Genomic DNA, 19246 nt, shown 5'->3' on the forward strand with positions numbered 1-19246 from the left:
TAAATAATTAATTGGAATTGGAAAGAGCGATCGGTTTCAATTCGGGTTTAGCATCGCGATCACTCATGCGTTTGTAAACAAGACGAGAAATTTGGGGAAAGATATCCACACTATTTGAGTATGCAGGACTGTGACCAAACACAGTTAAAATATAAGTTGTTTTCTCATTTCCTGTGGAAACCATTGCCATTTCTGCACGAGAGCGAGAAGTCCAACCAGCCTTAGAATGAAAACTAACATTAGTCTTAGATAAAGACTGACCTAAAAAACCTCGTACAGGATTGAAAGCATATAAATTTGGATTTTGCCAAGCTTTGGGATTTAAATCTCTTTCTAGCCACCCACACATTTTTTGGCTCGCTTCTTGAGAAACAGCCGTTTTCAGGTAACAAATTTCGTACATTAATCTGGCTGCTTGTTTGCTTGTAATTTGATTCGGATTCCAAGTAGATTTTCCTAATATTTGTGATTCACTACCTCTGGGTTCTGGAAGATTGAGGTAATAAAGTGGAAAAGTTTTTTGACTTATATTAATCCGCTTATAGCCAGCATCGCGGAAAAATCTGGTTACTTGTTCACGTTTATCTTTCCAATTCTTAAATTTTTCACTCTTTAGTCTTGGTTGAGAACGTGTAGCTGTAATTTGATCAACAATATAGCTAGCAGCTTCATTATCAGACTCCTTAATCATCTTGGCAATATAAGGAGTAAAGTCTTCCTCTTTTTTCCAAACTCCACTCTCGATCTGGGAATATAAAACTGCCATCCAAAACGTCTTCACGACACTAGCAGGATATCTGGGTGTATTTTGCTGGTATCCTGCTGTTTCACCGGTTTTGGCATCGATTAATGTAATTGATAAAGGCTTTTTAGGCAGACCTTTAGCAGCGGCAAGGTTAACAACTTGATTAACAATTTTTTGCAATTCTTGGCTATGTTTGAAATCTGGGGGTGTGTCGAGATTATAGGCAACTTGTGTATTTTCTTTGCCGGGAAGACGATAAGGAATTGGCATTCCTTTGGCGATCGCCCAATTAGGACGTGGTGGGGGAAGAGTACGTAATTTTAATGTTTTTTGAGTAGATGATGTTGCAGGAAACAAAACTGAGTTTGGTAATTTTGTACTATTTTGAAATAATTGTTGAGTCGATGACTTTGCAGCAATCAAAATAGAGCCTGAAGCATCACTATTAAGTGAATTTAATGGTTGTGCAGCAGATGTTCTTGCAGACTGTGTAGTTACGTACTTAATCATCAAAGCACCTGCTAGCACAAACGGGATAGTCATTCTCACGGTTGGAGTATTAAATCTGGCAATGAAGCTAACAGCCGAGATTTGCTGAGATGAAACCTTGTATTGGGGCGATTTGTGCATACTTATTTTTGGCTTGTGTATAGATATAGTTTGCAACTTATAGTTACAACAACAAGCGTAATTATATTACCAAAAACAAGCAGTATAAAACAATTCATAATTCCTTGCTAGTGACACTAAATCACATAAAATTAAAATAGTTTATTCATATTGATTACAAATTTTAATAACCTGCTATCCTCATCTCAGATAAGGTTAGGAGACGAAAAGATATACAGGCTAAGGAAAATAAGTTTTTTTCTCGAATTTTCCAAATCGAATTTTATGAAAAAACACCTTACAATAATGATTTTATTAATTGCTGTTAGTAACTACATTTATGATATTCTTGTATCAAAAAGATAAATTATTCAATTCTCATATCTAGTTATGAAATGCGGCACTATGAGAATAAAGATACTATCTGAAATCAACTAAAAAAACCTGATTTCGGGCTTTTGGGATTTTCAATTTTTAATTTCGCGTAGCGCTCTTAACACCTAGTTTTTGCTCTCAAAAGCCATATGCAGCAAATAGCTTGATCTTGATAAATCCGCATATATCTTTAGGCAGATATTTAGTTAATTGATATAAAAAATTGCTAAAAAAGCATTTTTTCTTAAAAAACAGTAGCTGAGGTGAAATTAAGCGTTGTAACTGCTATTTTTTGGGGATAACATGGGAAATAATCTAATTAGGCTTCTCACACCACAGTTGGTGTAAGTTTTTTTTATGGACATTCAGTTAATCAACATCGGTTTCGGTAATATTGTGTCCGCCAACCGAGTAGTTGCCATTGTCAGTCCAGAGTCTGCCCCTATTAAACGGATCATTACGGATGCACGTGATAGAGGTCAACTTATCGATGCAACCTACGGTCGGCGTACCAGGGCTGTAATTATTACTGATTCCAGCCATGTTATCCTTTCGGCGATTCAACCGGAAACAGTAGCGAATCGTTTCGTAGTTTCCCGCGAGCATCAGGCGGTGGATAACTAACATCAGGAGTTGGTGGAAATTCCTACTCCTATTTGCGCCATAGCAGCAGTAACATGTGAAATAGACAAATTTTATGTCATTCAGACTACAAAATCTGTTAGTCAGATTGATTTTGGATTTTAGGTAGATTCCTCGCAAGGAAAGATTTGAGGATTAGAAAAAGTCAATTGAGGATTTGTTTCGCCCCACTTGCGGGCGAGCCATGACTCAAAAACTGTATAATCCAAAATCACGCCACGTGCTACAGCAAAATGCCAAGTGCGACAATGGGAGAAAACCCATAGTCTAACAAGAGCAGCAGACCGCCTAACACAGTGGCTTCGCCATCTAAAATTCAAATTAAATAGTTGGCCTAGCAACTCACAACGGCTGACGACTCATGAATAATGTCTATTAATTGATTCACAGGTTGAGCGGATGATGCAAGTTTTATCCATCCATCGTGGTGCTAATACCAAGGATTGTCAATCTTCTGGCAAGCTAATTGTCTTAACCGGGCCAAGTGGTGTTGGTAAAGGCACTTTAATGCGATCGCTTCTGGCGCGTCATCCAGAGCTTTACTATTCTGTTTCTGCAACTACTCGCTCTCCTCGTCCAGGAGAAATTGACGGCAAAGATTATTACTTTATTAGCCGTAGTAAATTTGAACAATTGGTGGCAGAGGGTGAATTCTTAGAGTGGGCAGAATTTGCTGGCAACTACTATGGTACTCCCCGTGAACCAGTCTTTAACCAAATTTGTTCTGGCAAATTGGTTTTACTGGAAATAGAGTTAAAAGGAGCTAGACAAATTCGCCGTTCTTTTCCCCAAGCGCTCAGTATTTTTATTTTGCCACCTTCATTCAGTGAGTTAGAGAAACGGATACGTACTCGCGGACAAGATTCAGAAGAAGCGATCGCCCGTCGTCTAAACCGCGCCCAAGATGAAATCAATGCTGCTGATGAATTTGATATTCAAATCGTAAATGACGATTTTGAAACAACTCTCAATTCTATTGAAGCAACTTTGTTTAAATAAAGTCCAATTCCTTTTCCTTACACAAAAACCATAAAGGACACAAACCAAAAGCCAATAAGCTTTTTGTTCGTGTCCTTTATACTTTGTTAGTAGTTAGCAGTTAGTAAATAGGTTGGTGATTGCTAATTGCTAACTGTTTATTGGTTTAACCAAACAAACCTTGAATCAATCCAATATTGACAGTTAAGAAGTAGGCTGTAACAGCACCACCAATACCACCAATTAAGAAAGCGCTACCAAAATTACTCCAGCCTTCTTTAGTGTGGAAAGCTTCAGAAGGGTGAGGTGCAGTCACGCTTGCAACTGGCTCAGGAGGGTTGCTATTAGCATACAAAGATAAGCCAACAGATAAAAGCGCAATCAAGCCTATAGTTGATAACAAACCAACTAAATCAGCATTTGGAGCGTCCCGCAGGGGACCCAATTTGGCAAAGGGGCCAAAAATCCAGTAACCATGGGCCATACCAACTTCTAGCCCTCTTCTAAAGGGAGTAATACCTGGACGATATGCAGGTAAGTTGTTAATGAACCACTTGGTTAAGGCAGAAGAATTAATTGGTGTTTCCAGATTACCAATTTGTGGATCACGCATTGCTGGAAAAACTACTTCCCGATTTCTAGGATCGCTAGGAAGATTTTTGGATGCATCTACTGCTTGCGCCATATTTATGATTTCGCCTCTCAACAGTAAGGTGGCAAGATTTTATATTAATAATAATTGTCTTTGGGTGTGATTTTTGAAAACTAAAGTTTAGAAAAATTAATTTACTCTCTTGCTATCCAAGCATACAGAAATTTTCAGCTTATAGCTTGCTTTTAAATATTTATTTTAATGAACCATGAATGACGCATTTAGATGCGTAAGCAGCTTCTAGTAGAGTAAAATCTAAAGAATTTAACAGATATTTTGAAATTAAGATATGAAATAGGGTGATTTATTTCTGAAAATAATAAAACTCACATTGTTTTCAATATTAAAAAGTTTTATATCATCATTTTTAGTCTTTATATTAGTCGTTAATAAGTACAAATCGATAGTTATTTATCTCAGTTATTTAAATTATTCCCTATATGGGCGAAGCATTTGTACAATAAAATTTTCGCTTTGACGATAAATATACATATACAAATGCTCCGCTCATCTAACCAAACCCTTCAAAAATTAAAACCCGTTAGTTCTTTATGGCAACGGGTGGAAAAGTAGGTCAGGGAAAAAGCGGTTAAATTCAATCAAAATACCTGCTGTAATGAACAGCCAGATCGTAGTGATTACGGGTGCTGTGCTAAGAAACTTAAAGAAAGGGCTTTGATTATCCATGAATTAATCTCCAAAACGGTGAATGAATCAAGCAATGCTAGCGTGGTGAAATGGGGATTTCTTCATCCTTGGCTGTTAATTCACCAGAAAGCAATTCTTTAATTGCTGCTGCTGGCCAAGCAAAGCCGGATAGCATGATAGGCAGTGCCAAAGGAACGTCGATTTGAATTTCCTTCTGTTCGACGTCGCCTCCTTGCTTTTTGATTGTTTGCAAGTAAGCACGACCAACCCAGCCAATCCAACCAGCAATATACAAAAAGAGAATGCTGGGAATCAAGAAGTCACCAGCGCGATCTAAACGACCATCAACAATCAAGTGAGGTAAACCTTCAGGTCCACACAGCGCTTGAGAATAGCGCTCGAATCGCTTTTGACCAGATTCGGGGTCAGCAGTAGTATTGCGAGCAACTTGGGCGCGCTGGGCAAAGGCAGAAGATTCACTACAAGGTACGAGGTCGGCTCCCAACGCATTCGCGGCGGGAGCAAAGTTAAACCAAAGACAAATGGCTAAAATCAAAGTAAACAAGCGTCGCATGGAATTGTTTCCTTTCATGACGAAACAAAATCTTAATATTGTACAAAACGAAGCGGCTTGTACAATTTTGATTTGCACAATTATTACATCATTTTGAATTCTCCTGGTCTGAAAAAACCAGGATTTTGTTGGCGTTAGCCTTCCCTAAGGGTACTCATATTGTGGCGTGCGGCTGAAGCTACACTACACAATATATGTTCTACCCCAAAGGGCTTTGACTGACTCAATCAGTCTTTTCCACCTTAACCCTAAAGGATTGTGTGGCTTAACCTTAGTATGTAGAAGCATGTTCACTTTTAATGACCAGGAGAAATTTAATATTTCTTATCTGGTCTTTTGTGAAATTGTGGAGTTTAAATCCACAATCAAAAAAGGATAAACAGGGATTTTGACAGGTATTAATCTGACAAAATTTCCAATTTTTCCTATTATTTTGATGGGTTTTGAGTCTATGGCAATCATACTCTTGCCTGTGAACCGAGTAAAGTTGAAGTCAATAAAAGTTAAAGTTTCTCAAACTAGTCTTTATTAGGCATAACCCAGTGATGGCAAGCGTTTTAGCGATAGAAACCAGCTGTGATGAAACTGCTGTAGCAATTGTTAACAATCGTCAAGTAATAAGTAATATTGTTACGTCTCAAATTCCTGTCCACAGTCAATATGGTGGTGTAGTGCCGGAAGTGGCTTCCAGACAGCATTTAGAAATCATTAATGTGGCGATCGCTCAAGCTTTAGAACAAGCCCAGCTCGATTGGCAAGGGATAGATGGGATCGCTGCCACTTGTGCGCCTGGGCTAGTAGGAGCGCTGCTGGTGGGGTTAACTGCTGCCAAAACCCTAGCGATGGTACATGACAAACCATTTTTGGGCGTCCATCATTTGGAAGGTCATATTTACGCCACTTACCTCAGCGAACCAAGCCTAGAGCCTCCTTTTTTAAGCTTGCTAGTTTCCGGTGGACACACAAGCTTGATCTACGTCAAAGATTGTGGCGTGTACGAAACTCTGGGCGAAACCCGTGATGATGCTGCTGGTGAAGCCTTTGATAAAGTCGCCCGCCTTTTAAAACTGGGATATCCTGGTGGTCCAGTCATAGATAAGTTAGCACAACAAGGAAATTCCCAAGCCTTTAGCCTGCCAGAAGGGAGAGTTTCTTTACCAAATGGTGGGTATCATCCCTATGATGCAAGTTTTAGTGGTTTAAAAACAGCAGTGCTGCGGCTAGTACAGCAGTTTGAGAAACAAGAGCAACCAGTACCAGTGGCAGATGTTGCAGCCAGTTTTCAAGATACCGTCGCGCGATCGCTTACGAAAAGAGCAATAGCTTGTGCGATCGACTACGGCCTCAATACAATTGCCGTTGGTGGTGGTGTCGCAGCTAACAGTGGTTTAAGACAACGCTTACAAGCCGCAGCCACAGAACATAATATTAGAGTTTTGTTTCCTCCCCTCAAATATTGCACCGACAACGCCGCGATGATTGGTTGTGCCGCCTCTAATCATTTAAACCGGGGTCATACCTCACCTTTAACTCTTGGTGTTCAGTCTCGCCTCGGATTAACACAGGTAATGGAGTTGTATCGAGGGTAAGGGATCGGGGATCGGGGATCGGGGATCGGGGATCGGGAACAAGGAGGACGTAATCAATTCAAAATTGGGAAGACGGACAAGGGGGAAAATAAACACCAATCCCCTTTCCCCGATCCTTAGTCCCTCACTCCTATTTCCGAGTGTTGAAAAACAATTGAGCGGATATGGTCAGCGACCGAGTCTGGTTGCTCTAACATAGCTAGATGACCACAATTGGGAATTTCGATCACATTGTTACCACTGTATTGAAACAACGGATGAAAACTTGCCAAATGATGGACATACTTGGGTTCCATTACCTTATCTTGAGCACCAGCAAGAAAATAAATTGGCTGTTTTAATTGGGATACTAGCTGAGGTAAACGGTTAATTTCATCCTCTGTTGTAGAATCTAACAATGCTCCTAAAGCTGCTTCTGGATCGGCGCTAATGAAATCAATGATCCGTTGACGGGCCCAGTAGCGTTCTAAAGGACGCACCACACTAGCTCTAGTAAACAGCAAATCAATCAAAGGTACTTGACTAAGCCATCGAGGACGAATTTGTAAAAACCGTTGACCCGCTAAACGAAACTGCTCAAAGGCTTCTTTGAGATAAATCCCACCGCCAGAGTTGATACAAATCACTCCTCGAATGCGATCATGCTTTTGAGCAGTTCCCCAGAGAGCGATAGTACCTCCCAAGGAATGACCAACAAGCCAAGCACTGGTAATATTTAGCTGTTCCAACAGAACTGTTAAATCCTTTGCATAGGCGGCTGGCGTATAAAGGGACTCAAATGGATTCACAAAGTCACTGCGGTGAATAGAACCCACCTCAAAAGACACTCCCTGATGAATAAAATCGGCGTATTTCTGAGACTGAGATTCGCCAAAACCCCTCAAATCGTAAGATAAACACTGAAAATCATCTGACAAGCGAGAAATCACAGGTTGCCAATAGCCACGACTATTGAGCCAACCGTGAACAAATACCAAAGTGTGGGGATAGGACGTGGGAACTGTAAGTTCGTATGCGTGTGGAACGCCCAAAATTTCTATGGTAGCCATACTTCTATCGTACTCCGAAGAGTGAGTACGACTTACTCATTCGATTTTAGATTTTCGATTTTAGATTTTGGATTGATGCCATAGATAAATCCGGAGGTTTGTACTATCAAAGAAGTATCGATCAAAACCATTGTACAGACACGATGAATCGCGTCTCTAATGACAAATGACCAATAACCAATGACATTTTTCACTTGCTCAACAATTTCTGTCGCACGCCTTCAGCAATTTTGTGACCTAAGTATTCTGGGATGAGACTTTCATTAGGCCCTAACAAGTAGAGAATCAAGCGTGTACGTCCACGCCATACTAGCAAGTTGGCATTAACTACCAAAAGGTCTTCCTGCCAAATAGCATACATCGCTTTGTAAAATAATCCCGGTTGGTTATCAGCCTCTATTACTAAAGCTGGAAGATGAAAGACTGGATCAACATAAAATTCAGTTTGTACCTGTTCTAAACCAACATCGAGATTAAATTCTACTGCTAGCATTTCTTCTACTTCAAATCGCCCTGCTAAAGCCTCTCGAATAGCACGACAAACATTTTCTGATGTTTTCTCGCTCAGAGCTTTACTACCACGGGAAACCAGTAGTTTGATAAATACTAGCATGGGCGATTTAATCTGACCGTATAAGCTTAAACCGTGAATCGTTAGCCCATAAGCCGCTAGTACACCAAATATATCGCTCAACAAAAACGATTGGTTACGGTAAGCGAAATGCAAGGCACTTTTGCTACCTTCTGGCTTCAACTCAATAACCGCGCGTGTGCTTTTGTAGAGACGGTAAGCCAACCGCAAATTTTGCAGTTGAATCTCACTGCTGACAAATTGTTCATAAAATTGAGGAAATGCGCGATTAAAGCGCTTTAGGAGTTCCAGTGTCGAAGATTTTAAACCAGAAGCCATTGTTGAAAATAAGCCTTGCTTACTGTGATCAAATCTAAAGCGTTCATTATATATTCGTGTGTAATTTAGTTTTAAATAGCTATGACTGAGGTGCGTACACCAGGGTGAATAAAAATATTACTCGTCCTATACTCCTACACCCTTACACCCCCACGCCTATTTTCAAGACAGTTGTCTTTTGGCTTAATTTCTCCTAGCCCTACCACAAAATGCTAAAGTTGAAAATGATTGATGTGAAGTAAACGATTACTGAGAACTGTTATTGGAAATCTCGACAACGCCAAAAATCCTGGATGTGAGAGATACTTAGACATAAATCTCAGTTAAGCGTTAAGAAACACTCTCTCATTAGAAACCAATTCAGTAATACTACCCGAACCACGCTGGCATGGGTTTTTGGAAAACTTGGTTTAGTGCTTCTGAACCGATCGCAACAAGTAAAACTACTTCCTTTGAAGAGTATACAGTGGACACTGTTGGTAATTCCAATGGTGTCAAAGAATCTTCTACCCAGGAGGCTCGCATTGTTTTTAGTACAGAACGAGATATTGATTTATATGAACTTGAAGAACTATGTGATGCGGTTGGTTGGTCGCGTCGTCCTTTAAGAAAAGTCAAAAAAGCTATTGAGCATAGTTTTCTCGTTGCTTCCATGTGGCAAGTGCGAGGTAATAAAAGGCGGCTCATTGGTTTTGCCCGTGCTACCTCCGATCATGCTTTTAATGCCACGATTTGGGATGTGGTAGTTCACCCAGAATTTCAAAGTAGAGGACTGGGTAAGGCGCTGATGAAATACGTACTCAAAAAACTGAGGAGTGAAGAAATTAGCAATGTGACTCTGTTTGCTGACCCCCATGTTGTTGACTTCTACCGAAGTTTGGGTTTTATGTCCGATCCAGAAGGTATTAAAGGTATGTTTTGGTATCCTCAGTAATCAGTCAGTGAGAAGCCTGCGCTGTCTACTTGTGGCAGCGTCAAGAATATGTCCCTTGACATATAAGCAAGTTTATTATATATTCTTTTATTGTTTGCACAAAAGTAAATTTACATAGTACGAAGCTGTAGAGTAAATATCTACGATTTAGTCTATGTTTTACTTCAATGCGCTCAAATGTGATAAACTGTTAGAGTCAGTCAACGGGATGTAGCGCAGCTTGGTAGCGCGCCTGCTTTGGGAGCAGGATGCCGCAGGTTCAAATCCTGTCATCCCGACTTAAAAATCTTAGCCCTAGAGCATTTTATTGGTCTACTGTTTTGTGTAAAACAGTTTTGCGTCAAATTGTATAATTTTTAACGCTGAGGGGGCTATGTCTTTCTTGTGCATTATTGCTTGTAGTTTTGCCTAAAATCACGTGAGTTCGATGGATTTCATGAGCAACAACATCTTGCCCTCAAATAAATTTGAGGCTCATAGCTAAAACCCACTTAAAGTGGGTTGAAAGGCTTATTGATTCAGTCTACTTAAACTAGACTTTGACTATGTATGAGCCGCGCAGTTTACTTGCGGGTTCGCGGGCGAGTTAATAGCTTTTATCTAACTCACGTTAAAATCCTGCCCGAAAATAAATTTATAACTCATAGCAAAGAGGCTTAACGCTTAACATCAACTTTACTGATTTTTTCAAAAATCAAATAAAAATCCTATATTAAGGATAAAGAAAATAAATCGAAACAGATCTTATAGTAATTATTGAGCTATGTTGATAGTTATACTAAGTAGAAATTGCGATCGCAATTTCTAACCTAATCTATCATCTATCACTTCCAACTTTGGTCGGTTAAATATTATTCCTCCAGTCCTAGAGCAAGAAATATAGAGCTTTTGGTTTTTCTCATAAATAAACAAAATTTGACTATATTTTAATCTGAAAGAATTGAAAAAAATTTAGTAATTATATTTGCACTTTATTTACTTATCTTTGCGGAAAAGTAAAACTTTGTAATTTTGTTGCTAGCCTGGTTTTGAGGTAGAAACAACAAACTGAATTTCTTTGAAGATATGTGTAAATTAAGGCAGTCATTTTTTCTGGTAGATGGAACGAATTACTAGCATATGACGTCAAATGTGGCATAGTAAAAGCAATAAAATGGCATTTGTCGCCTTCACGAGCGGAAAAGTTTTCGTCTTTTGAAAGCAACATATAGCAGGCATCTATCTACGTTACTTTGCTGTTTGTCAATGTTTAGGCAAAAATGACAAACAAACAACTGCACAATCCACTAGCAAAACAGATACCATAACAAAAACTAGTCGGTGATGTGCGAATATAACTATTCGTTTGATTGAATTCAAAATATTGATGCTAGGAGAAGTCATGAAATCATTGGTTCGCTGGGGTACAACATTAGGTTTAGTGGGGAGTACTCTGCTTGCAACAGTTTTTAGCGGAAATGCCCCAGTACTAGCATTACCAGAACAACAAATAACAGAAAAACTGAATGAAGTACCTGTTTTTCTTCTTACTAACCCTCAAGGTGTACCCCTAACTCGCACTCTACCTGCTGCCCAAAATGGACAAAAAAGTACTACGGTAGCAGATGTTTTTATGAACGGACAGGAAGCACAGGCTTTTTTAGAAGAACTGCGGAAACAAAAAGATCCGAAGATTGTGAACATGGTAAAAACCTTGCAAGTAAAACCAGTACCAATGGGAGTTATTTATAAAAAGCTGCAAGAAGATAAAAATAAACCAGACCGTGTCTTATTTGCCCTGCAACCTGGACAACAAGATCTTCAGGGAGCAGTCACACTGCTACGTCAGAAAGGTCAAGAAGTCAAGCAGTTAATTGTACCTGTGTTTATTGTCCAATCAGCAGATAAAGGATACGTATCAGTCAAAAAGCGTTCTAACAATCAGGAAATTGTCCCTTTGTTTCTCAGTCAAAAAGACGCCCAAGGTCTATTGAACCAGATTAAGAAAGATATTCCCAAAGCTGAAATTCAGGTAGTTGATATTGAAGGCGTCATCCAAACGTTACAGCAAAAAAATGATGAGTGGTTGAAGCAAGTTACTCTAGTACCCTCTTCTGAGAGCTTAGAATATATCAGCAAGCAGCCAAGGACTAACGCACCTAACACAGCTTCTACACCAGCTATCAAACCCAATCCTACTGCTACAACACCCACTCAACCGAAAAAATAAGTAAAAGGGAACGGGGAACTTTTAATGTGGAGGAACAATCTTTCCCTGTTGCCTATTCCCTTTTCCCTGTTCCCTTTTTTGTTCAAAATGACAGAAGAACAAACAAAAAAAATTTCTGGTTTGCAACTTTGGGAATGGCGTCAAGCAGCGATCGCAGCCTCGATTAGTGCTGATGTATCACCTGCTGAGGTAGACTGGCTATTACAAGAAATAGCTGGCTTAGATCGTTTGGCGCTACGTTTGGAGTCGTTTAAAGAGCGATCGCATATCCAGTTACAGCTATCCTTAGAAGAACTAGAGATTTTATGGCAAAAACGTTTAAAAGAACGCCTGCCAGTACAATACATTGCAGGAGTTACACCTTGGCGACAATTTCAAATTACAGTTTCTCCTGCGGTTTTAATCCCTAGACCAGAAACTGAATGCTTAATTGATATTGCTGTCGCAGCAGTAGCCAAGAGTCAGGAAAATCTCAGCCTCCAACAAGGACACTGGGTAGATTTAGGAACCGGTAGTGGAGCAATCTCCATTGGACTAGCAGATGCTTTCCAGGAAGCGACAATTCACGCGGTTGACTACTCAAGGGCAGCAATTGCGATCGCTCAAATTAATGCCCAGAATGCTAAACTGAGCGATCGGATCAACTTTTATCAGGGCTATTGGTGGGAACCACTGGAGTTTTTGAAAGGACAATTCAGTGGAATGGTGTCAAACCCGCCTTATATACCCACCAGTACTGTATCAACCCTGCAACCAGAAGTTGTTAACCATGAGCCACATTTAGCACTTGATGGTGGTGAAGATGGTCTAGATTGTATCCGCTATTTAATCGAAACTTCCCCTAGTTATTTAAAATCAGGTGGGGTGTGGCTTATAGAGATGATGGCCGGACAAGCGGATGCAGTACGAGAGATCCTACAAAATCAAGGTAGCTACTGCAATATTGAAATTTCTGCTGATTTAGCTGGTATTGAACGTTTTGCCCTAGCGTATAAATTATGAGTAATGAAAAAAATTAATTTTTATAATTCATAATTTATCATCCTTAAAAGGGAACAGAGAACGGGCAACAGGGAACAGGGTCTTTGGTATGGGAATTTAACCTCAACCCAAACAAGCAACTTATAGAAGATGAGGTTTTAGACCCCATGGGGAACTGTTAACAGAAAACTGTTCCCTGTTCCCTGTTCCCTTCTTTGATAATTTTGAGATGGCACAAGTTTCTTTCGATACGCTCGTAGCTGGTGTAAAAGCAGGTAAATTAATCAGTTTTCCTACAGATACAGTTCCCGCTTTAGCAAGTTTACCAGAGCAAGCAGCTTTGATTTTTCAAGCCAAACAACGCACTCAAGATAAACCATTAATTTTAATGGCGGCTCATCCAGAAGCACTTTGGGCTTTTGTTAAAGGTAGTGAACAAGAGTATCAAATTTGGCAAGAAGTTGCTCAAAAGTATTGGCCTGGAGCGCTGACTTTAGTTTTACCAGCTTCTACACGAGTTCCAATAGTTATGAATCCTATAGATCCAACAACTATTGGTATTCGCGTTCCTGATTGTGCGATCGCTCAAAAGATTCTAGCGCAAACAGGCCCCCTCGCTACTACTAGCGCTAACTTGTCAGGTCAGCCACCTTTGCAAACAATGACCGAAATCACAGCCCAATTCCCTGAAGTTTTGGCTTTGGCTAGCACAGAAGATGAAAATAAAATACCAAAAAATGGAGTACCTTCTACTGTTGCCAAATGGACTGGACTGAATTGGCAGATTTTGCGCCAAGGAGGAGTTAAGCTGGATTAAATCAATGATCAGTTATCAGTTATCAGTTATTAAGCTTGTTAACTGATAACTGAATAACTGATAACTGTTAAAAAGTTGATATTTGCCAAATGTATGAATTGGAGTAACTGGGTAGACCTCGGAGCCGGAGTTTTATTAGGATTGGGTATTAGTGGGTTATTGGCAGGTAGAAACAGGCCATCTAATTCATCTCCAGTACTAGCAACAGAAAAACAAGATGTTGTGAAACTCCAACAACAGATTAAACAAACTCAACTGGCCTATGAAATGGCGCGAGAAATGAGTCAGTTTAAAGCGGGATATTTGGCGCGAACTACCCATGTATTGCGATCGCCAATCAATGGTTTAATTGGTTTACAGCAATTAATTTTGGCAGACCTGTGTGAAGATCCACAAGAAGAACGAGAATTTATCAAGCAAGCTCATGAGCGAACGCTCAAGCTACTGAATTTAATTGATGAAATTCTCACTGTTGCCAGATTAGAACATGGTACAAATAAGCTAGACTTGCAACCGCGATCGCTCACTCAACTGTTGCAGGAAGTGTATGATTTAACTTACATGCTGGCGGAAAATCGCAATTTTCCTTTCAAAGTCTTATTACCAGAATCAGATTTGAAAGTCGTTGTAGATTCTCGTTGGTTCAAACAAGTATTAATCAATTTGATCGAAACTGCGATCGCTCAAATAGAGGAAGGTAGTATTTATATTTCTACCGAAGCTTCATCTTCAGATAATCTTGTTTATATCTGGCTAGATGTACCTAAACAGGGTATTTTACACAGTGAACCAATAGATTTAATTTCATCTAAAAATCAGGTTGCTAAAACTGACGAAAATAATATTACTTTCGACCCAGGAATGAAGCTCTTACTCAGTCAAACTATTTTAGAAGTGATGGGGGGAAATTTAGAAATTGTCCCATTTCCTCTAACAACTGAACAAGGTGAAGATATGGCTAGATTGCAAATAACAATCCCCCAATTTATCAGTTAACAGTTAATAGTTAACAGTTATCAAACAAATCTGATCACTGATAACTGTTAACTAATCACTGATTATTGTAAAACACCATTGTAGTAGTGGAATTTTGTTGAAAGCCAATTTTTTCGTAAAATTCTTGTTGGTGAGTAGTCGTTAAGTAGATGCGTTCTACTCGTTGGAGACGAGGATGACTCAGAACAGCTTCTACCAATTTATAGCCCAGTCCGTTACCACGATAATCTGGATGAATCACAACGTCCCAAATTGTAGCGCGATAGATACAATCGGAAGTTGCTCTAGCAAAGCCAATTAGTTGTTGTCCATCCCAAACACTGATCACAGGGTCACTATTAGCAATGGCTACCCCTAAATCTTCAATACTACGTCCTTTTGCCCAAAAAGCTGAAACATCTAACAGCTGTTGGAGTTGGTAAAGGTCGATTTTTGATTTGCGATCGCTTAATTGAATTTGAGAATAAGTAATCATCACACCAATTTAGGCAGTACCTTTACTGAGTCTCGCTTTGAAGATACAGCCTTTACGCTGATATCGCAACTATTTTTTCATGAAAAATTCAAGATTTACTGACATATCCATTTCCACAGGGGATGACTTGGTCCCTGTTGACGTATGCGAAAAACTTGGTTTTCTAGACGTTTCTGCTCTTGGGACGGTAATCCAAATAGAATATTACGGCTTTGCCAAACCAAAACTGCAACAGTCATCCCTATACAGAAAGCTAAACCAAGGGTAGCAAATGGATGGAAAAAAAGTCCATATCTGAGCGCCACCCAAGTAAAATATTGTTGCCACAAAGCAATCTCTTCACGTAAACTCCACAAGCACCAAGGCACAATAGTCAACCATAAAAAGCCAACAAACAACCATCTGCCATATACCGTAAGCAGATGTAGCTTTTGTACTTGTTTGACAAAATTAGCATCTGTGTTTGCACTGATTAATAATTTTTCTGGTTCATCCATAGGCGAGGGAAGGGGAGAGTGATGTAGAGACGCGATGAATCGCGTCTGGGAGTGTGGGGAGACAAGGAGGACAAGGAGGACAAGGGAGAAAACTAACTACTAACTATTTATTGATTCAGAAGTTGGAGAAACGACGGGTTGGCCTTTGCGTTCTCGCCACAAAGCTAAAAGAGTACTAGCGATAAAAATACTGGAATATGCACCCATCGTGAAACCAATAATTAAAGCTAGGGAAAAGTATTTCAAGGTTGGTCCACCAAACAGAAAGATAGCAGACAACGTCAGCAAGGTTGTTAAGGTTGTGTTGATTGACCGTGCGAGAGTTTGGTTAACTGCATCATCTACAATGTCAGCAATGGGACGATTGGGGTTAGTTTGCAGTGTCTCCCGAATCCGGTCATAAATCACCACGGTGTCATTGACAGAGAAACCTGTAATCGTTAGCAAAGCAACAATAAATAGGCTATCTACTTCTACACCTGCGACCAAACCCAAAATTGAGAAAACCCCTACTGTAATTAAGACATCGTGAAATAGAGCAATGATCGCAAAGATCGCATAGTCTAATTGAAAGCGGAAAGTTAAGTAAATAACTATACCCAGAAACGAGACAATCAGCGCAATTACACCACTCCTAAATAGTTCTTGCCCAATTGTGGGACCAACAGTGTCAATTTGGGTTTTTTGTGAGTCAAAGTTACCTATTTTCTCGCTTAAAGCATTTTGTAGGTTGGTACGTTTTTCTACATCCAATGCTTTAGTACGAATCAGTACACCGTTATCTTTGCCTGTATCTTTGTCAGCAATAATCTGGATACTGCTGTCACCAAGTTCTTGAGCGTTAGCTACTTCTCGAACTTCGTTGATATCAATGGCTTTATTACAGTTATCTGGGTTTGTACAATCCCGTTCAAACTGCAAACGTGTACCACCGACAAAATCTAAACTAGGGCGTAGGGGTAGGCCGATTTGCTGGGAGGAAATCACCATGGAGATGATACCAGCAAGAATAATGATGCCAGAAATGATCCACCACAGCGATCGCGATTTGTTGATACTCAGTTTCATCGAGCCACCTCCGTCTTATTTGAAGTTGGCACATTAGGAGAGTATAGTCCAGGTTTACGTAAGGAAGGAATAGAAATTGCCAAAAACATTAATGTCCGACTACAGGTAATTGCTGAGAACATACTGACTGCTACACCTAAAGCAAGAGTTAAAGCAAATCCTTTGACTAAACCAGAACCCAGCCAAAACAGCGCAGCACAAGCAATCCAAGTCGTGACGTTACTGTCTAAAATACTAGAAAACGCGCGGTAAAAGCCAGATTCTACAGAACGGTATAAAGTTTTGCCTGCTTGTAATTCTTCCCGTGTGCGTTCAAATATCAGCACATTCGCATCAACAGCCATACCAATACTCAGGATAAAACCTGCGATTCCGGGTAGGGTGAGAGTAACGCCCAAAAGAGCAAAACAAGCCCAAGTCAAGAGGGCATAAATTACTAGGGCGATATCCGCAATTACTCCTGGTAATCTGTAGTAAATTACCATAAATACCAGGACTAAGAGTAGACCCCCGACACCTGCCCAGATACTGCTTTGGATACTATCTTTACCTAATGTTGCTCCAACTGTACGGATTTCACCAATTTCTACTGGTACTGGTAAAGAACCACCTTTTAGCTGTATACCTAATTCACTGGCTTCTTGAGATGTAAAGTTACCCGTAATGACAGCCCCACCACCAGTAATACCTGTAGCAGCAAATTCCGGCCCAACTACAGGAGAACTAATGAGTTCGTTGTCAAGAAAAATCCCTATACTGCGACCAGTACCAGCAAGGTTTTTAGTGAGTAAGGCGAAAAGTTCACCACCTTTTTGATCAAAGCGAATGGCTACTTCCCAATTATTGCCTGCTGTTGGTTCTCCACGGGCATCCTTGAGGTATTGACCAGTCAGGGGCGGATTGGTACTCTCAAAGAGTTCAGCGATCGCTTTGCTGTTATTTTGCAGCGCTTCTTTATTTTGGGCGATCGCTGCGGTGTCTTGAGAGTTTTTTAATTCCTGCTGCTTTTGTTTGAATTCCAGTTGCGAACTTCGTAAAGCAAGCAACTGAGTTTCTGTATTTGGTTTTTGTTGGCGAAATTCTAACTGTGCTGTACTACCGAGTACTCGTTCTGCATCCTTTGGATCATTAACTCCGGGTAGCTGCACTAAAATCTTGTCTTCTCCAACTGTTTGAATTACAGGTTCAGAGACACCAAGACCGTTGACACGACCTTCCACAACACTTTTGACAGCTTCTAGTTCTCGTTCAGTGATCCGTGGAATTTCTGGTGTTGGCTTCACCTGAATTGTCAGTTGCGAACCTCCCCGCAAGTCTAATCCAAGCGGTATAGGAATTGTGGCAATTACCACTATAGCGGCAATTACCAAAACAAAAATTAAAGCTAATAGCGATCGCTGTCTTTGCATACCATAACTCGCGGCGACAAACGATATGATAACGCTCTTTGATGATTTTATGATTATTTTGGGGATCGGGGATCGGGGATCCCCGATCCCCGTTCCTAAACTCGCAAAGCGATCATTTTTTCTACAGCTTCGACAATTTGCTCTGGTTGAACAATTGTCAATCTTTCCAGCATACCATTGTAAGGTGTGGGGATATCTTGGGAAGAAAGTCGTAGTACAGGTGCATCCAATTCATCAAAAAAGCGCTCGTTAATTGAGGCAATTAATTCTGCTGCAATGCCTCCTGTTCGCATACACTCTTCGACTATAATCACTCGATGGGTTTTGCGTATAGATGTCCCAATCGTTTCCATATCTAAAGGTTTGAGAGATATTAAATCAATGACCTCTGGGTCATAACCTTGTTTTTCCAAAGTTTTCAATGCTTGTGTGACATGATGACGCATCCGTGAATACGTGAGGATTGTGACATCTTTCCCACGTCGTACAATTTCGGCTTTATCCAGAGGTAGGAGGTATTCTTCTTCTGGTAGGTTTTCTTTTAAGTTGTAAAGTAGGACGTGTTCAAAAAATAGAACTGGGTTCTCATCGCGGATAGCAGATTTGAGCAATCCTTTGGCGTTGTAAGGTGTGGAACAAGCTACTATCTTCAATCCAGGTACAGCTTGGAAGTAAGCTTCTAATCGTTGGGAATGTTCCGCACCAAGTTGACGACCTACACCTCCAGGTCCACGAATTACCATCGGAATTTTGTAGTTACCGCCGGAAGTATAGCGTAGCATCCCGGCGTTGTTGGCAATTTGGTTAAAGGCAAGGAGCAAAAAACCCATGTTCATGCCTTCTATTATCGGTCGCAACCCAGTCATTGCTGCACCGACAGCTAGACCAGTAAAGCTGTTTTCCGCAATCGGAGTATCTAAAACTCGGAGTTCACCATATTTTTGATACAAATCCTTTGTCACTTTGTAGGAACCACCATAATGTCCCACATCTTCACCAAGTACAAATACTGTGGAGTCACGGGCCATTTCTTCATCAATGGCTTCTTTTAAGGCGTTGAAGAGTAATGTTTCTGCCATTCGACCTCTG

At 40.3% G+C, this 19246-nt stretch carries 19 protein-coding genes and 1 tRNA gene; 9 read left to right on the plus strand and 11 right to left on the minus strand.

Going from position 1 to position 19246, the window contains the following annotated elements; genetic code table 11:
- Positions 1-7 precede the first annotated feature (7 nt).
- Positions 8-1375, minus strand: coding sequence for a serine hydrolase (locus B4U84_RS15865; RefSeq protein ID WP_131119366.1), 1368 nt, complete (start codon positions 1373-1375; stop codon positions 8-10).
- Between the two features lie 711 nt (positions 1376-2086).
- Between B4U84_RS15865 and remA the strand changes: the two genes are divergently transcribed.
- Positions 2087-2353, plus strand: a complete 267-nt coding sequence (gene remA, locus B4U84_RS15870) for an extracellular matrix/biofilm regulator RemA (protein WP_009459091.1) — start codon at positions 2087-2089, stop codon at positions 2351-2353.
- A 417-nt stretch (positions 2354-2770) separates the two neighbouring features.
- Positions 2771-3370, plus strand: coding sequence for a guanylate kinase (gene gmk, locus B4U84_RS15875; protein WP_026081846.1), 600 nt, complete (start codon positions 2771-2773; stop codon positions 3368-3370).
- Positions 3371-3515: 145 nt separating this feature from the next.
- Here the strand turns inward: gmk and B4U84_RS15880 are convergent, their stop codons facing one another.
- The 3 genes from B4U84_RS15880 to B4U84_RS15890 all read right to left on the minus strand — a co-directional run bounded on the left by B4U84_RS15880 (position 3516) and on the right by B4U84_RS15890 (position 5223).
- Positions 3516-4034: a photosystem I reaction center subunit XI gene (locus tag B4U84_RS15880; protein WP_017310087.1), complete on the minus strand. Its 519-nt coding sequence runs from the start codon at positions 4032-4034 to the stop codon at positions 3516-3518.
- A 516-nt stretch (positions 4035-4550) separates the two neighbouring features.
- The gene (gene psaJ, locus B4U84_RS15885; RefSeq protein ID WP_009459082.1) at positions 4551-4688 is read right to left on the minus strand and encodes a photosystem I reaction center subunit IX; all 138 of its coding nucleotides are present in this window, start codon (positions 4686-4688) and stop codon (positions 4551-4553) included.
- 37 nt (positions 4689-4725) lie between these two features.
- Complete coding sequence (locus tag B4U84_RS15890) at positions 4726-5223, minus strand: photosystem I reaction center subunit III (RefSeq protein WP_017310088.1); 498 nt, start codon at positions 5221-5223, stop codon at positions 4726-4728.
- 545 nt (positions 5224-5768) lie between these two features.
- On the opposite strand from B4U84_RS15890, the gene tsaD reads away from it, so the two are divergent.
- Entirely contained in the window at positions 5769-6812 is a 1044-nt protein-coding gene (tsaD, locus tag B4U84_RS15895; protein ID WP_131119368.1) for a tRNA (adenosine(37)-N6)-threonylcarbamoyltransferase complex transferase subunit TsaD, read from the plus strand.
- Between the two features lie 116 nt (positions 6813-6928).
- Here tsaD and B4U84_RS15900 read toward each other — a convergent pair whose 3' ends face one another.
- Both B4U84_RS15900 and B4U84_RS15905 read right to left on the minus strand, forming a co-directional pair.
- Positions 6929-7861 (minus strand): alpha/beta fold hydrolase, encoded by a 933-nt coding sequence (locus B4U84_RS15900; protein WP_131119370.1) that lies wholly within the window; start codon positions 7859-7861, stop codon positions 6929-6931.
- A 190-nt stretch (positions 7862-8051) separates the two neighbouring features.
- Positions 8052-8771, minus strand: coding sequence for a hypothetical protein (locus tag B4U84_RS15905; protein ID WP_131119372.1), 720 nt, complete (start codon positions 8769-8771; stop codon positions 8052-8054).
- 388 nt (positions 8772-9159) lie between these two features.
- On the opposite strand from B4U84_RS15905, the gene B4U84_RS15910 reads away from it, so the two are divergent.
- The 6 genes from B4U84_RS15910 to B4U84_RS15935 all read left to right on the plus strand — a co-directional run bounded on the left by B4U84_RS15910 (position 9160) and on the right by B4U84_RS15935 (position 14708).
- On the plus strand, positions 9160-9705 hold the full coding sequence (locus B4U84_RS15910) for a GNAT family N-acetyltransferase (RefSeq protein ID WP_017310093.1): 546 nt from the start codon (positions 9160-9162) through the stop codon (positions 9703-9705).
- A 204-nt stretch (positions 9706-9909) separates the two neighbouring features.
- Positions 9910-9983: transfer RNA gene (locus B4U84_RS15915), tRNA-Pro, on the plus strand.
- A 1103-nt stretch (positions 9984-11086) separates the two neighbouring features.
- On the plus strand, positions 11087-11914 hold the full coding sequence (locus tag B4U84_RS15920) for a Tic22 family protein (RefSeq protein WP_131119374.1): 828 nt from the start codon (positions 11087-11089) through the stop codon (positions 11912-11914).
- 87 nt (positions 11915-12001) lie between these two features.
- Positions 12002-12916, plus strand: a complete 915-nt coding sequence (prmC, locus tag B4U84_RS15925; protein ID WP_131119375.1) for a peptide chain release factor N(5)-glutamine methyltransferase — start codon at positions 12002-12004, stop codon at positions 12914-12916.
- Between the two features lie 208 nt (positions 12917-13124).
- Positions 13125-13712: an L-threonylcarbamoyladenylate synthase gene (locus B4U84_RS15930; protein WP_131119377.1), complete on the plus strand. Its 588-nt coding sequence runs from the start codon at positions 13125-13127 to the stop codon at positions 13710-13712.
- Positions 13713-13805: 93 nt separating this feature from the next.
- A complete protein-coding gene (locus tag B4U84_RS15935) occupies positions 13806-14708 on the plus strand; it encodes a sensor histidine kinase (protein WP_131119379.1) in 903 nt (300 codons plus the stop codon).
- Between the two features lie 55 nt (positions 14709-14763).
- Here the strand turns inward: B4U84_RS15935 and B4U84_RS15940 are convergent, their stop codons facing one another.
- From B4U84_RS15940 to B4U84_RS15960, 5 genes are all read right to left on the minus strand, one after another.
- Positions 14764-15183 (minus strand): GNAT family N-acetyltransferase, encoded by a 420-nt coding sequence (locus B4U84_RS15940; RefSeq protein WP_476422839.1) that lies wholly within the window; start codon positions 15181-15183, stop codon positions 14764-14766.
- 95 nt (positions 15184-15278) lie between these two features.
- Positions 15279-15680: a hypothetical protein gene (locus B4U84_RS15945; protein ID WP_131119381.1), complete on the minus strand. Its 402-nt coding sequence runs from the start codon at positions 15678-15680 to the stop codon at positions 15279-15281.
- A gap of 99 nt (positions 15681-15779) precedes the next feature.
- A complete protein-coding gene (gene secF / locus B4U84_RS15950; RefSeq protein WP_131119383.1) occupies positions 15780-16748 on the minus strand; it encodes a protein translocase subunit SecF in 969 nt (322 codons plus the stop codon).
- Positions 16745-18157 carry a protein translocase subunit SecD gene (gene secD / locus B4U84_RS15955; RefSeq protein WP_131119385.1) on the minus strand — a complete coding sequence of 471 codons (1413 nt, stop codon included), beginning with the start codon at positions 18155-18157 and terminating at the stop codon, positions 16745-16747. The genes secF and secD overlap by 4 nt, the downstream gene beginning before the upstream one ends.
- A 95-nt stretch (positions 18158-18252) precedes the next feature.
- Entirely contained in the window at positions 18253-19236 is a 984-nt protein-coding gene (locus B4U84_RS15960) for an alpha-ketoacid dehydrogenase subunit beta (RefSeq protein WP_131119387.1), read from the minus strand.
- Between the last annotated feature and the right edge of the window lie 10 nt (positions 19237-19246).

Origin of the sequence: Westiellopsis prolifica IICB1 (assembly GCF_004323185.1) — a bacterium.
In the GTDB taxonomy this organism is placed as follows: Bacteria; Cyanobacteriota; Cyanobacteriia; order Cyanobacteriales; family Nostocaceae; genus Pelatocladus; species Pelatocladus prolificus_A.

What these genes read in the sequence shown, in the direction of transcription:
- B4U84_RS15935 (WP_131119379.1), top strand. Translation starts at nt 13,806, where the DNA reads ATGAATTGGAGTAACTGGGTAGACCTCGGAGCCGGAGTTTTATTAGGA.
- B4U84_RS15920 (WP_131119374.1), top strand. Translation starts at nt 11,087, where the DNA reads ATGAAATCATTGGTTCGCTGGGGTACAACATTAGGTTTAGTGGGGAGT.
- psaJ (WP_009459082.1), bottom strand. Translation starts at nt 4,688, where the DNA reads ATGGATAATCAAAGCCCTTTCTTTAAGTTTCTTAGCACAGCACCCGTA.
- secF (WP_131119383.1), bottom strand. Translation starts at nt 16,748, where the DNA reads ATGAAACTGAGTATCAACAAATCGCGATCGCTGTGGTGGATCATTTCT.
- remA (WP_009459091.1), top strand. Translation starts at nt 2,087, where the DNA reads ATGGACATTCAGTTAATCAACATCGGTTTCGGTAATATTGTGTCCGCC.
- prmC (WP_131119375.1), top strand. Translation starts at nt 12,002, where the DNA reads ATGACAGAAGAACAAACAAAAAAAATTTCTGGTTTGCAACTTTGGGAA.
- tsaD (WP_131119368.1), top strand. Translation starts at nt 5,769, where the DNA reads ATGGCAAGCGTTTTAGCGATAGAAACCAGCTGTGATGAAACTGCTGTA.
- gmk (WP_026081846.1), top strand. Translation starts at nt 2,771, where the DNA reads ATGATGCAAGTTTTATCCATCCATCGTGGTGCTAATACCAAGGATTGT.
- B4U84_RS15940 (WP_476422839.1), bottom strand. Translation starts at nt 15,183, where the DNA reads ATGATTACTTATTCTCAAATTCAATTAAGCGATCGCAAATCAAAAATC.
- B4U84_RS15880 (WP_017310087.1), bottom strand. Translation starts at nt 4,034, where the DNA reads ATGGCGCAAGCAGTAGATGCATCCAAAAATCTTCCTAGCGATCCTAGA.
- B4U84_RS15900 (WP_131119370.1), bottom strand. Translation starts at nt 7,861, where the DNA reads ATGGCTACCATAGAAATTTTGGGCGTTCCACACGCATACGAACTTACA.
- secD (WP_131119385.1), bottom strand. Translation starts at nt 18,157, where the DNA reads ATGCAAAGACAGCGATCGCTATTAGCTTTAATTTTTGTTTTGGTAATT.
- B4U84_RS15865 (WP_131119366.1), bottom strand. Translation starts at nt 1,375, where the DNA reads ATGCACAAATCGCCCCAATACAAGGTTTCATCTCAGCAAATCTCGGCT.
- B4U84_RS15910 (WP_017310093.1), top strand. Translation starts at nt 9,160, where the DNA reads ATGGGTTTTTGGAAAACTTGGTTTAGTGCTTCTGAACCGATCGCAACA.
- B4U84_RS15930 (WP_131119377.1), top strand. Translation starts at nt 13,125, where the DNA reads ATGGCACAAGTTTCTTTCGATACGCTCGTAGCTGGTGTAAAAGCAGGT.
- B4U84_RS15960 (WP_131119387.1), bottom strand. Translation starts at nt 19,236, where the DNA reads ATGGCAGAAACATTACTCTTCAACGCCTTAAAAGAAGCCATTGATGAA.
- B4U84_RS15890 (WP_017310088.1), bottom strand. Translation starts at nt 5,223, where the DNA reads ATGCGACGCTTGTTTACTTTGATTTTAGCCATTTGTCTTTGGTTTAAC.
- B4U84_RS15945 (WP_131119381.1), bottom strand. Translation starts at nt 15,680, where the DNA reads ATGGATGAACCAGAAAAATTATTAATCAGTGCAAACACAGATGCTAAT.
- B4U84_RS15905 (WP_131119372.1), bottom strand. Translation starts at nt 8,771, where the DNA reads ATGGCTTCTGGTTTAAAATCTTCGACACTGGAACTCCTAAAGCGCTTT.